Source organism: Tardiphaga sp. 172_B4_N1_3 (assembly GCF_052076035.1).
Taxonomy (GTDB): Bacteria; Pseudomonadota; Alphaproteobacteria; order Rhizobiales; family Xanthobacteraceae; genus Tardiphaga; species Tardiphaga robiniae.
Window position 1 is genome coordinate 6,206,028 of record NZ_CP197238.1, and the last position, 12,830, is coordinate 6,218,857.

The following is a 12,830-nucleotide window of genomic DNA, read 5'->3' on the forward strand; positions in this document are numbered from 1 at the left end:
TATGGTAATCAGCCGGCGCGTCCGCCAGCAAGGCGAAACGCCGCGCTGCGTGTTACTGCCGCAAGAACGCCTCAAGTTTGGCGAACAGCGGGTTCTCGCGATCCATCACATAGTCGAGCGAGGCGACCGAGACGGTATCTGCGCCGTTGGCACGCAGGAAGCTGCTCAGCGCGTAAAGCTGCGCCGGCGGGCAGTGCAGGGTGATCATGCCCGACGAGGTCGGGCCGCCGAACGGCGACACCACGCCGAAACGGTTGTGGGCCTCAGTGAGGAGCGCCTGATTGCAGCCGGCGAAGCGGGTGCGCACTTCCTTGTATTTGCTGGCGCGGGCGCGCGCGGCAATGTGGTCGAGAATGATGCGCGCAGTTTCCAAGGACTGCGCCGACCAGTCGGCGGCGCGCGAGGCGACCAGATTGGCCTGGCTGCGCAGGATGACGCCGTCATCGAGTACCTTGAGGCCGTTGGCGACGAGGGTCGCGCCGGTGGTGGTGATGTCGACGATCAGTTCGGCCGTGCCGGTGGCCGGTGCGCCTTCGGTGGCTCCGGCACTTTCGACGATGCGATAGTCGACCACGCCATGGGACGCGAAGAAGTTACGTGTCAGGTTGATATACTTCGTGGCGACGCGCATGCGGCGATTGTGCTGCGCGCGGAAGCCGGTGGTGACGTCATCGAGATCGGCCATGGTGCGGACGTCGATCCAGGCCTGCGGCACCGCGACGACCACATTGGCGCTGCCAAAGCCGAGGCCATCGATCAAAGCGACCTTTTTGTCGGCGTCGGGAATGCTTTCGCGCAGCAGATCTTCGCCGGTGATGCCGAGATGCACGGCGCCGCGCGCCAGGTTCGAGGCGATCTCGCTGGCCGAGAGATAGGCGATTTCGACATTGTCGAAGCCGGCAATGGTGCCGCGGTAATCGCGCACGCCGCCCGGCTTCGCCAGCGTCAGACCGGCGCGGGTGAAGAAGGCTTCGGCGTTTTCCTGCAGGCGTCCCTTGGAGGGAACGGCAAGGACGAATGGTGCGGTCATGACGCGCTCCCGGAAACCAGCGCCGAGGACGCGTTGTGAGTGAGGGCTTCGATCCAGATCGAGAAGCCGACCGCAGGGATCGGCGTAGCGGAGCCGAGCTGCGTCAGCAGTCCGTCATACCGGCCGCCGGCGACCAGCGGCTCGGTGCCGTTGCCCTTGCGGTGTAGTTCGAATTCGAAGCCGGTGTAGTAGTCGACGCCGCGGCCGAATGAGGTCGAGAAACGCGTCTTGGTGGTATCGATACCGCGCGCCGCCATGAAGCCGATGCGGCTTTCAAATTCGTCGATGGCGGCCGTGATGTTGAGTTTGGCATCGGAGGCGAGCTTGCGCAGTTGCTGCAGGGCATCGTCGGGATCGCCTGAGATCGCGAGGAAGCGCTTGATCAGTACCAGCGCATCGCGCGGCAGTGCGCCGCCCTTGAGTGTCGATTGTTCGAGGAAGCGATCGGCGATTTCTGCCACCGAACGGCCGCCGACATTTGTCGCTCCGGCGATCGACATCAGGTCGGTGACCAGTGCCAGCGCCGCCTTGCGGTCGGAGCCCGCGAGCGCGGCGAGTACGCCTTCGTATTCGTTGCGGACCGGCGACTCCGCGAGGGTCAGCCGGTCGAGATCGTGGGTCAGGCTGATCTTGCGGTTGAAGTCCTTCATCAGCCGGCGCTTCCACACCGGATAGAGGTCGAGCGCCTCAATCAGCGCCGCGAAAAGTGCGACGTCGCCGGTGCGAATCTCGATATCGCTGAGGCCAAAGGCGGCCGTTGCCTCCAGGCCGAGCGCCAGCATTTCGGCATCGGCGGCGGCGCGATCCTGACGGCCGAAGGATTCGATGCCGGCTTGCTGGAATTCGCTGGGCGTGCCCTGACGATAGCGGAACACCGGGCCGAGATAGCTGAAGCCCGCGGGCTGGCCGGCCTGCGGCGAGGAGAGATAATCGCGCGCCACGGGGATCGTGAGATCCGGCCGCAGGCATAGCTCTTCGCCCGACGCGTCGGTCGTCAGATACAGGCTCTTGCGGATGTCTTCGCCGGACATGTCGAGGAACGGATCGGCCGGCTGCAGGATCGCCGGCTCGGCATGGGCGTAGCCGGCCTCGGCAAACGACAACAGCAGCGCATCCGCCCAGGCGGCGGATCCGGTCGCGCGAGGGGCGGCGGGTTTGGTCATCTCGAAGTCCAGCAATCTCAACAGAGTGGTCGTTGGCGCAGCCCATAGCATGGCGGTTGCGACGTTTCGACCACCATCGCCCGGTGGCCTTAATGTCGGGTCATGGCAGCGGGCTATTTGCCTACTTGGTTACCATTCCAGTCACCAAGGGCAGTCTGCACGAGCGCCAGCGCAGCCACCGCCGCCGTATCGGCGCGCATGATCCGGGGTCCCAGCGCCAGCCGGAGAATATTGGCCTGTTTCAGCAGAAGAGCCCGCTCTTCCTCGGCAAAACCGCCTTCTGGGCCGATGAGGACGTCGATTCCGTTCGCTGCGGCCTCCCGGGCACCGGTCAGCGCCGCCACGGGATCGGCCACTTCGGCGGCTTCGTCGCAGAAGATCAGCAGCCGCTTGGCGTCTCGCTGGTCGAGATATTTGGGCAGGTTCAGCGGCTCGGCGACGCTGGCCACGCTCAGAATTCCGCATTGTTCGGCCGCCTCGACCGCATTGGCGCGCATCCGCTCAGTATTCACCCGACTGGCCTGGGTAAAGCGCGTCATGACAGGCTGCAGTGCCGCCGCGCCCATTTCGATGGCCTTCTGGACCATGTAATCGAGCCGTGCATGTTTCAGTGGGGCGAATACATAGGTCACGTCGGGCAGGGTATCCTGTGGCCGGACCTGGGTCAGCAGGGTCAGGCGGTCTGCCCGCTTGCCGCCGGAAATGGCGGCCTGCCATTCGCCGTCTTTGCCGTTGAACACCAGCACCGAGGCGCCGGAGCCCAGCCGCAGCACATTGCCGAGGTAATTGCTCTGGTTGCGATCGAGCGAAATGGTTGCGTCGGCTGCAAAAGGCGCATCGACAAAGAGGCGGGGGCTGCGGAAATCGGCTTGCGGCATCGTTCATGTTCCATTCAGAGGGCGAGCTTTAGCCCAACTGCGACGAATTATCATGCGAGAACGCGGGTTTGCGCCGCGCTGCCGCCCGAATCCGCGTGCTGTTGGTGGGTTGTTAAGGCTTGGCAGGAATCGTAGAAAGTCCTGAATCAGGATGGGCTTCGCCCCCGATCAATCGGGGCACTGAGCTGCCGGAGGAATATCTGTGATCATCCGTCGTTTGATTGTGCCGCTGTCCATGGCCGTGTTCGCCATGCAGGCTATCGAAGTTCATGCCCAGGGCGCGTTTCCCGCGCCGCTGCCGGGCAACAGCTCGGCTGCGCCTGCGAGTTCGTCGCCGTTTCCGCCGGTGAACGGTGCGCCTGCCAGCGCATCGCCATTTCCGCCGGTCAATGGTGCGGCGGCTGCGCCCAGCGCGTTTCCCTCCAACGGCGCTGCACCGATCGGTGGTGGCGGCTTCGGCGCTCCTCCGCAGCAACAGGCGGGCCCGCCCGGCGGCGAAGATTGCATGAAGGGCTTTCTGCCCCTGCGCCAGGACGCCGAAAAGAAGGGCGCTGCCATCAAGGCTGCGAGCGAGCGTCGCGCGCCTCCGGACGAGGCCTGCAAGCTGATCACCTCTTTCTCGCAGACCGAAGTCAAGATGATCAAATACATCGAGGCGAATGCGCAGAAGTGCGGCATTCCGCCCAATGTCGGCGAACAGATGAAGACCGGCCACAAGAACACTGAAGGCATGCGGCAGAAGGTCTGCAGCGTCGCGCAGCAGCAACGGGGTGGCGGTGGTGGCGGCCCGGTGGCAGCGCCGCGCCTCAGCGACGTGCTGGGCTCCTCGGCATCGCTGCCGGAAGCGAACAATGCGCGCAAGAGCGGCGGCACCACCTTCGATACGCTGAACGGCAACGTGCTCACCCGATGATCGGGTGGCAGATCATTCTGGTCCAATGAGCGACGCGGCCGCCCGCGTTGCGGATGCGACCGGCAACTGGGTCGATCGCTCGGCGCCGTTGTGGTCGCGACCCTATCTGCGGCTGTCGCGCTTCGATCGTCCGATCGGCTCATGGCTATTGCTGATGCCGTGCTGGTGGTCGGCGGCGCTCGCCTCCGGCATGGCGCACGATATCCATCAATTGCCCAAGATGATCGCGCTGTTCTTTATCGGTGCGTTCGTCATGCGCGGCGCCGGCTGCACCTGGAACGACATCACCGATCGTGACCTCGATGCGAAGGTGGAGCGCACGCGCTCGCGGCCGATTCCGGCCGGGCAGGTCACGGCGAAACAGGCTTTTGCATTTCTGGTGCTGCAGGCCCTCATCGGCCTTGCGGTGCTGCTGCAGTTCAACACCTTCGCCATTGCCACCGGCGTCGCCTCGCTTGGCATCGTTGCCGCCTATCCCTTCATGAAGCGCATCACCTACTGGCCACAGAGCGTGCTGGGCCTCGCCTTCTCGTGGGGCGCGCTGATGGGCTTTGCTGTCGTGTTCGGCCGCATCGATGCAACAGCGCTGGCTTTGTACGCGGGTTCGATCTGCTGGGTGATCGCCTATGACACGCTCTACGCTCATCAAGACACCGAGGACGACGCGCTGATCGGAGTGAAGTCCACCGCGCTGCTGTTTGGGGAACGCACGCAGGCCGCGCTGACGCTGTTCTACGGGCTTGCCGTGTTGCTGATCGGCGCGGCGCTAGCACTGGCTGGCGCACGCTGGCCGGCATGGCTCGGCCTCGCGGCATTCGCCTTGCATCTGGTCTGGCAGGTCGCACGCACCGATATCAGCGACTCCGCGCTATGCCTGCGGCTGTTCAAGTCCAACCGCGACGCGGGACTGCTGCTGTTTGCAGGATTGCTTGTGGATGCCATCATGCGGGGCGGCGTAATCGCGCCTTCCTAAGCATTGGTGGACCACAGAGATGGACGTCGCGCAGCTCAAGACACTCATCCACGTGGCCGAACTGGGAAGCCTGAGCAAGGCCGCCGATCGCCTGCGTATCGCGCAGCCGGCCTTGAGCCGGCAAATCAGACTCCTGGAAAAAGAGCTCGGCGCCGTGCTGTTCGAACGGCACGGGCGCGGCATGGTCATCACGGAGATGGGCCGCGACGTTCTCAACCACGCCACCCGCGTGATGACCGAGCTCGATGCCATCCGCAATGTCACCTCGGAGGAGAGCGCGTCGTTCAAGGGGCTTGTCTCCATCGGCACGACGCCGACCGTGGCCGAGATCGTCACCGTTCCCCTGGTGAAGAAGATCAAGGAGGTGCATCCGCAGCTCTCGATCCGGCTGTCATCGGCTTTCACCGGCCATTTGCTCGATTGGCTGCAGCGCGGCGAGCTCGAACTCGCCGTGTCCTATGATCCGCAGCCGCTGCGTTCACTGCGCATCGTGCCGGTGATGATGGAGAACTTGCTGTTCGTCAGCGCGGGCAGCAAGGGATTGCGGATGGACCGTCCCGTTCCGTTCGCAGCGCTGGCCCACGAAGAGCTGGTTCTCCCCAGCCTGCGCCATGGCCTGCGCGGAATCATGGAAGAGTGTGCGCGGCAGGCCGGCATTCAATTGCGCGGCAGTGTCGAGGCGGATTCCTTCGGTGCGATGATCGATCTGGTGCGCAACGGTGTTGGCTCCACTGCTTTGCCGCTCGCGCCGATCCACGCGCTGGTCGAGAGCGGCGTGCTCTGTGCGGCGCCACTGGTCGATCCGACGCCGGCGCGCAAGCTGGTGCTGGCCTATCCGGCAGACCGTTCGGTCAGCGCGGCGGCGCGCTTTGTCGGCGATACATTCACGGAGATCGCGGCCGATCTCGTCGCCCGGAATATCTGGGTTGGACACATGATCGATCCCAGGAAAACGTAGCTGCGTCGCACCATTCGCGCGCTGTCGAGTGCTGCAACGCCAGAGATCAAATCTCGGCATATCTCTTCGAGCAAATCGGTATGCGTCGGGCCGTCTGCTTTGGGCTAAGCGTGAGTCAGCGCTATGCTGCAAGCAACGGAGACTGGAATGTCAGATGCAGGGCCCACGCCCGGTTCACAGGTGGATTGGCGGCACGATGTGTTCCGCATCCTGAAGGAGGCCGACGTCAAGCACATCGTCTATGTGCCCGATGCCGGACACTCCACGGCGATCCGTCTCGCCGACGAGGACAATGCGATCAATTCCGTTGTGCTGACGACCGAGGAAGAAGGCATCGGCTATCTCGCAGGCGCCTGGCTCGGCGGCGAGCGCGGCGCGCTGCTGATGCAGTCGAGCGGCGTCGGCAACTGTATCAACACGCTGGCGCTGCAGGCCTGCACGCGCTTCCCGCTTCTGATGGTCGTGACCATGCGCGGCGACTGGGCGGAGTTCAATGCGTGGCAGAACCCGATGGGGCAGGCGACGGAGAAGGCGCTCAACCTGATGGGCGTGCTGACCTGGCGCGCCGATGAGCCGCAGGATGTAGCACCGCTGTTGCATGGTGCCGCGTCGATGGCATTCAATGGCGATGCGGCCTGCGCATTGCTCCTGGGGCAGCGTTTGATCGGAGAGAAGCAGTGGGTCAAGTAAACGAAACTGGCGCGCTCGACCGCCGCGAGGTCGTGCAGAAGCTGCTGGCCGGCCGCAAGGATCTGCTCGTGGTCACCGGCCTCGGCTCACCGTCTTATGACGTGATGGCTGCCGGCGACCACGACAACAACTACTATCTCTGGGCGGCCATGGGCAGCGCCGCCATGGTCGGGCTCGGGCTGGCCACGGCGAAGCCCGACCATTCGGTGCTGGTCATCACCGGCGACGGCGAGATGCTGATGGGCATGGGCGGACTCGCGACCATCGCCACGCGTAAACCTGCCAATCTGACGATTGCCATTCTCGACAACGGACATTTCGGCGAAACCGGCATGCAGGTCAGCCACGCAGGGCTTGGCGTCAATCTCGATCGCGTGGCGCAGGCCTGCGGTTTCGGTTGGACGCGTGAGATCCGCGACATGGCTGGAGTCGATGATCTGCGCGGTCGCCTGTCGTCGCGCGACGGCGTCAAGCTCGCGACCATCAAAGTGAAAGCGGAAAACCCGCCGCGCGTGCTGCCGCCGCGCGACGGCGTCTATGTGAAAAACCGATTCCGCGCAGCGCTCGGACACGCGCCGCTCTGAACCAACGGAAGGGCGCCCATCGAAGTAGATGCGGCGCCCTTCTGACGATCGCTGGAAGACCCAATGCTGGAAAACCAGTGTGGGAAACAAAAACATCATCAAGGGTAGGGAAACAATGGCGAGCAAGATCACGCGCCGCACGTTCTGCCGCTCGGCAGCCGTTACGGCGTCCAGCATGATGATTCCAGGTACCAGTGTCTGGGCGCAGGCAGACCTGCCGAAAAGCCCGATCACGCTGATCGTGCCTTTCGCAGCCGGTGGGGCCACCGACATCGTTAGTCGGCATGTCGCCAAGAAGGTCTCCGATCAACTCGGGCAGACCATCCTCATTGAAAATGTCGGCGGCGCAGGCGGTGTGGTCGGTGCCACGCGGGTCGCGCGCGCCAAGCCCGATGGGCTGACATTGTTGATGGGCACGATCTCCACCCACACCATCAATCCGTTGATGGCGAAGGTGCCGCCTTACGATCCGGTCAAGGATTTCACGGCGATCTCGATGCTGGTGACCGTGCCCAATGTGCTGATGGTGTCCAAGCAGGTGCAAGCGACCACCGTGAAGGAACTCATCGCGCTGCTCAAGGCCGATCCGACCAAATATAGTTACGGGTCGTCGGGCGTGGGAACGCCGCCCAATCTGTCGGGAGAACTGTTCAAGGTGCAGGCGGGCGTGAAGATGGAGCACGTGCCCTATCGCGGCGGTGCGCCGGCCATGAACGACCTGATGGGCGGACAAATCCCGGTTCTGTTCGATGTGCTCAGCGGCGCGGCGCCGTTCATCAAGGCGGGCTCGATCCGTACGCTGGCCGTCACGACCAAGAAGCGGTCGCCGTCCTTCCCTGATATCCCGACCGTTGCCGAGTCCGGCCTGCCTGATTACGAGACCTACACTTGGAACGCGGTGTTCGGCCCGCCCGGCATGGCGCCGGCGCTGGCCGAGCGGTTGAGTTCAGAGTTCCGCAAGGCCGTGGCGGATCCGGACGTGGCGAAACAACTGCGCGAGCTGAGCGGTGATCCGGTGGGCTCGACCGGCGCCGAGCTCGAAGCACAGGTCAAGGCCGAGGGCGTGAAGTGGGGCCCGATCATCCAGGCCGCCGGTCTGAAGGCTGAGTAGCTCTGCGGAAGGATAGCGTTTTGACGTCTCTGAAAGCTGATCCTGCTGCATTTCTTGCTGCCGTGGCCGCAGTTATTGGCGGCAAATATGTGCGTACTGGTGCGGATGCCGATTCCTATCAGCAAGACTGGCGCGCCCGTTATCGCGGGGCTGCTGTCGCTGTAGCCCTGCCGGGAAGTACGGAGGAAGTTGCGGCACTGATGGGCGTCTGCCGCAGCTTCGGTGTGGCGGTCGTGCCGCAAGCCGGCAATACCGGGCTCACCGGCGGCGCCATTGCGCCGGATGGGCTGGATTGCCTGATCGTCAATGTCTCGCGGCTCAATCGCGTGCGCAATGTCGATCCGCTCAACAATGCGGTGACGCTGGAAGCCGGCTGCATTCTGGCGGATGTGCGTGCGCTGGCTGACCGGCATGACCGGCAGTTTCCCGTGTTGCTCGGCAGCGTCGGCAGTTGCGAGATCGGCGGACTGATCTCCACCAATGCCGGCGGCACCGGTGTGCTGCGTTACGGCAATATGCGCGAGCAAGTGCTCGGGCTGGAAGTGGTGCTGGCAGACGGTCGCATCTGGAATGGCCTCAAGGCGCTGCGTAAGGACAATACCGGCTACGACCTGAAACAGCTCTTCATCGGCGCTGAGGGCACGCTCGGCATCGTCACTGCCGCTGTGCTGAAACTGTATCCGAAGCTTATGGTGTCAGCGACGGCAATGGTGTCGATGGACGAGGTCGGCCAGGCGATTGCGCTATTGCAGTATCTGCAGCGCACGACGGGCGGTCGTGTCGAGGCCTTTGAACTGATGTCGCAGAGCCAGTTGCAGATCGTTTTGCGCCATGGCTCGGGGAGCGGCAGCCCGATGGCAGATGAAGCACCGTGGTATGTGCTGCTCGAACTGGCGGACAGCGCCGCGGACTGGAGTGCCGTGGAAAGCTTGGAGACGGCACTGGCAGCAGCGATGGAGGAAGGGCTCATCGGCGATGCGGTGATCGCCACCGATCAGGCCAAGGCCGACCGGATCTGGAACCTGCGCCACACGATTTCGGAATCCAACAAGCGCGAAGGCTTCACGGTGTCGAACGATACGTCGGTGCCGATCTCGGCGCTGCCGGAATTTATCGATCGCGTCACGCGTCGGCTGCTGCGCGAGCTGCCGAATGCACAGGTCGCGCATTGCGGGCATGTCGGCGATGGCAATGTGCATGTGATCGTCGTGTTTCCCTACGACATCGGCGATGCGCAGGTGCGCGAGGCTGCGGCGCACGAGGCCAACACCATTGTGCATCAGGAAAGCGTCGCCTGTGGCGGCAGTATCAGCGCCGAGCACGGCATCGGCCGCATGCATATCGATCGGCTTCCGCTCTACACGTCGGAAGTCGAGCTCGATCTGATGCGGCGCGTGAAACTCGCACTCGATCCGGACCGGATGATGAATCCGGTCAAGGTGTTGCGACTGCCGGGAGAGTAAGACGGCAGGAGGCTCCTGCCTGTCTTCTTAGTGTCGCGCGATGATCTCGCGCTCGCCCTTGTAGCTGCCGGCTTCGCCGAGCAAAGCGCCCGGACGACGACGCACAAGAAATTTCGGGCGACGTTCGCGAATCGCATTGCGGCGACGGCGGCGCTGAGACGGTTCGTAAGTCTTCTCTTCCGGCAATTGCGGAAGCGCGAAGATCTCGCTCCACATCTGCCAGGCCATGTCGATTTCTTCGCGATCCGAACTGACCAGCAATGGAATCGACAGTGAAGGATCGCGATGCGCGAGCATCAGCATCTTGCCGTCGTCGAGACCGCGCAAGGTGACGCCGAGAAAATCGCTGACGCGCACATTGATCGCCATGCGCATGCCGCCGACGGCACGATGCAGGACGACGCGGGTACGATGCAGTTCGATATGGCGGATCGCTCCGTCGGCGCGGGTATCATGCGCCTCGAAACGAACCGGAAGTGAATGGGGATCGAGCCGCAATGCGCTGCTCGATCCCGGGGCATGGGCCCCACCTGTCGCTGTTTGATGCCTCACGGCTTTTTATCTCCCCGCCGGAATTATGTTCCCGGTCGATGGGGAGACCTTGCCAGAGCCGGTTCGGAATCGGCTTAAAAAGGCTGGTTAATCGAATCCGACTGCCCTTCATGATTGACAGAAGCTTGGCAGGCATGATTGACGAACCGTTGCGAGAGCCCTGAAATTCTTTCCTTTTCGGCGCGGCAAATGCTTGAAGTCCCTGCGAAATAAGCACATCTCTAACAGCGGCCATCGCCGCTTCGGACCTGTTGAAATCGTCTCTCAATGTTGGGATTTTGTTCGTGAACTCTTCACCAAACGCATCGTCGTCTGTCTCCACGAAATCCGACAATTCCGATCTGCTCGATCAGTCCGTACTCTCCACGCTGGCGCAGCGTCTCGTCGAGGCTGCCAGGAAGGCCGGTGCGGATGCCGCCGATGCGGTCGCGGTGCGCGGGGTGTCGCATGGCGTCGAAGTGCGTGACGGCAAGGTCGAAGCCTCCGAGCGTTCGGAAGGCGACGACATGGGGCTGCGCGTGTTCGTCGGTCGCCGTCAGGCGGTGATCTCCACCAATGACATGTCCGGCGACAATGTCGCACAACTGGCCGAACGTGCTGTCGCGATGGCGCGCGTCGCACCCGATGATCAATATGTCGGCCTTGCCGACCCAGCGCTGCTTGCGCGCGACTTTGCAAATCTCGATCTGCTCGATCCCGTCGTGCCATCGGTCACAGAGCTCGAACGCCGCGCTGTCGAAGCTGAAGAAGCCGCACTCGCGGTGAAGGGCGTGACAAAGTCGGGCGGCGCATCAGCCTCGACCGGCATTGGCGGCATGGTGCTGGTGACCTCCACTGGTTTCCACGGCTCCTATCTGCGATCGAGCCAGGGCGTCTCGATGACCGCGATCGTCGGCGACGGCACCAAGATGGAGCGCGACTACGCCTTCACCTCGGCGCTGCATGCATCCGATCTGGACTCGCCGGCCAGCGTCGGCAAGCTCGCGGGCGAGCGCACGGTGGCGCGGGCCAATCCGCGCAAGGTGCCGACCTGCAAGGTGCCGGTGGTGTACGATCCGCGCGTCTCGAACTCGCTGGTCGGTCATGTCATCGGCGCCGCCAATGGCGCGTCCGTCGCGCGCAAGACGACCTTCCTCAAGGATAGTCTCGGCAAGCAGCTGTTCAGCAGCAATATCCGCATCATCGACGATCCGCTGCGCGTGCGCGGTCTGCGCTCGCAGTCCTTCGATGCCGAAGGTGTCGCGACGAAGCAGCAGGCCATCATCGATGGTGGCGTGCTCACGACCTGGCTGTTGGATTGCGCGACCGCGCGCGAACTCGGCATGACGACCACAGGCCATGCGCATCGTGGCGTGTCGTCGTCACCATCTCCCGGCGCGTATAACCTGCATATGGAAGCGGGCGACGTGAGCCCCGAAGACCTGATCGCCGATATCAAGGAAGGTTTTTACGTCACCGATCTGATCGGTTCGGGCGTCAATGGCGTGACCGGCGACTATAGCCGCGGCGCCGGCGGATTCTGGATCGAGAACGGCAAGCTCACTTACGCCGTCAGCGAGATCACCATCGCCGGTCATCTGTTCGAGATATTCAAGTCAATGACCCCCGCGAACGACCTCACTTTCAAATACGGCGTCAACGCGCCGACCGTGCGCGTCGAGGGACTGACGATTGCCGGACGCTGATCTCGACACGGACAAACGGCTCGCGCACGATGTTGCCCTGATGGCGGACACAGTGCGGGCGGCCGGCGAGCTCGGCCTCGCAATGTTCGGTACAGAACTCAAGAAATGGACCAAGGGCGAATCCTCCCCCGTCTCCGAAGCGGATATCGCCGTCAACGATCTGATCGAGAAGCGGCTTCGCGCGGCGACGCCCGATTACGGCTGGCTCTCGGAGGAGAGCGCCGATGACGAGTCTCGTCTCGGCAAGCGCCTGACCTGGATCATCGATCCCATCGACGGCACCCGCAGCTATCTCGCCGGTCGCGAGGATTGGTGTGTCTGTGTCGCGCTGGTCGAGGATGCCCGGCCGGTGATGGCCGCGGTATTTGCGCCATCCACAGATGAATTTTTCCTGGCGATCCGTGGGCACGGTACCACCTGCAACGGCGTTCCGGTTCGGGCCACGACCGGTTCCGCGATGGACTTTTCGCGCGTGGCGGGCCCGAAACCTCTGGTCGAGCGGATGGTCCATCCCAGACAGGATATCACGCTTTATCCGCGAATCGGCTCACTGGCGCTGCGATTGTGCTGGATCGCCAATGGCCGGCTGGATGCGGCCTTTGCCGGGGGGCAGAGCCGGGACTGGGATCTGGCCGCCGCAGATTTGATCGTGCACGAAGCGAATGGTAGGATGACCGAGCTTTCGGGCGATCCCATCCTCTATAATCGCCGGGAAATCACGCACGGGTTGCTGGTGGCAGCGGGGGCCGATCGCCATGCTTACATCGTCGAGCAATTCCAGAATCGCCGGGTTTAACCGGCTGCACCACTATCTTTGACTTATCGGATCG

The 12,830-nt window shown here is 63.4% G+C and carries 13 protein-coding genes; 9 read left to right on the top strand and 4 right to left on the bottom strand.

Annotation, left to right across the window (positions count from 1 at the left end):
• Positions 1-52: 52 nt before the first annotated feature.
• The 3 genes from hisG to AB7783_RS29260 all read right to left on the bottom strand — a co-directional run bounded on the left by hisG (position 53) and on the right by AB7783_RS29260 (position 3,071).
• A complete protein-coding gene (gene hisG, locus AB7783_RS29250; RefSeq protein WP_068733618.1) occupies positions 53-1,030 on the bottom strand; it encodes an ATP phosphoribosyltransferase in 978 nt (325 codons plus the stop codon).
• Complete coding sequence (locus AB7783_RS29255; protein WP_175366452.1) at positions 1,027-2,193, bottom strand: ATP phosphoribosyltransferase regulatory subunit; 1,167 nt, start codon at positions 2,191-2,193, stop codon at positions 1,027-1,029. Before AB7783_RS29255 ends, hisG begins: the two co-directional genes overlap by 4 nt.
• Positions 2,194-2,306: 113 nt before the next feature.
• Positions 2,307-3,071: a 16S rRNA (uracil(1498)-N(3))-methyltransferase gene (locus tag AB7783_RS29260; RefSeq protein WP_175366453.1), complete on the bottom strand. Its 765-nt coding sequence runs from the start codon at positions 3,069-3,071 to the stop codon at positions 2,307-2,309.
• A 202-nt stretch (positions 3,072-3,273) separates the two neighbouring features.
• On the opposite strand from AB7783_RS29260, the gene AB7783_RS29265 reads away from it, so the two are divergent.
• The 7 genes from AB7783_RS29265 to AB7783_RS29295 all read left to right on the top strand — a co-directional run bounded on the left by AB7783_RS29265 (position 3,274) and on the right by AB7783_RS29295 (position 9,763).
• Positions 3,274-3,984, top strand: coding sequence for a hypothetical protein (locus tag AB7783_RS29265; RefSeq protein WP_374725691.1), 711 nt, complete (start codon positions 3,274-3,276; stop codon positions 3,982-3,984).
• Positions 3,985-4,009: 25 nt separating this feature from the next.
• Positions 4,010-4,957: a 4-hydroxybenzoate octaprenyltransferase gene (gene ubiA, locus AB7783_RS29270; RefSeq protein ID WP_441279564.1), complete on the top strand. Its 948-nt coding sequence runs from the start codon at positions 4,010-4,012 to the stop codon at positions 4,955-4,957.
• Between the two features lie 19 nt (positions 4,958-4,976).
• Positions 4,977-5,915 (top strand): LysR substrate-binding domain-containing protein, encoded by a 939-nt coding sequence (locus tag AB7783_RS29275; protein ID WP_441279565.1) that lies wholly within the window; start codon positions 4,977-4,979, stop codon positions 5,913-5,915.
• Between the two features lie 147 nt (positions 5,916-6,062).
• Positions 6,063-6,605 (top strand): thiamine pyrophosphate-binding protein, encoded by a 543-nt coding sequence (locus AB7783_RS29280; RefSeq protein WP_089261903.1) that lies wholly within the window; start codon positions 6,063-6,065, stop codon positions 6,603-6,605.
• Positions 6,593-7,189 carry a thiamine pyrophosphate-dependent enzyme gene (locus AB7783_RS29285; protein ID WP_441279566.1) on the top strand — a complete coding sequence of 199 codons (597 nt, stop codon included), beginning with the start codon at positions 6,593-6,595 and terminating at the stop codon, positions 7,187-7,189. The genes AB7783_RS29280 and AB7783_RS29285 overlap by 13 nt, the downstream gene beginning before the upstream one ends.
• A gap of 115 nt (positions 7,190-7,304) precedes the next feature.
• Positions 7,305-8,300 (top strand): Bug family tripartite tricarboxylate transporter substrate binding protein, encoded by a 996-nt coding sequence (locus AB7783_RS29290; protein WP_441279567.1) that lies wholly within the window; start codon positions 7,305-7,307, stop codon positions 8,298-8,300.
• A gap of 20 nt (positions 8,301-8,320) precedes the next feature.
• Positions 8,321-9,763: an FAD-binding oxidoreductase gene (locus AB7783_RS29295; RefSeq protein WP_441279568.1), complete on the top strand. Its 1,443-nt coding sequence runs from the start codon at positions 8,321-8,323 to the stop codon at positions 9,761-9,763.
• Positions 9,764-9,790: 27 nt separating this feature from the next.
• Here the strand turns inward: AB7783_RS29295 and AB7783_RS29300 are convergent, their stop codons facing one another.
• The gene (locus AB7783_RS29300) at positions 9,791-10,315 is read right to left on the bottom strand and encodes a DUF6101 family protein (RefSeq protein ID WP_441279569.1); all 525 of its coding nucleotides are present in this window, start codon (positions 10,313-10,315) and stop codon (positions 9,791-9,793) included.
• A gap of 284 nt (positions 10,316-10,599) precedes the next feature.
• Between AB7783_RS29300 and AB7783_RS29305 the strand changes: the two genes are divergently transcribed.
• Positions 10,600-12,000, top strand: a complete 1,401-nt coding sequence (locus AB7783_RS29305; RefSeq protein WP_441279570.1) for a TldD/PmbA family protein — start codon at positions 10,600-10,602, stop codon at positions 11,998-12,000.
• Positions 11,987-12,796: a 3'(2'),5'-bisphosphate nucleotidase CysQ gene (locus AB7783_RS29310; RefSeq protein WP_441279571.1), complete on the top strand. Its 810-nt coding sequence runs from the start codon at positions 11,987-11,989 to the stop codon at positions 12,794-12,796. Before AB7783_RS29305 ends, AB7783_RS29310 begins: the two co-directional genes overlap by 14 nt.
• The last annotated feature ends 34 nt before the right edge of the window (positions 12,797-12,830 follow it).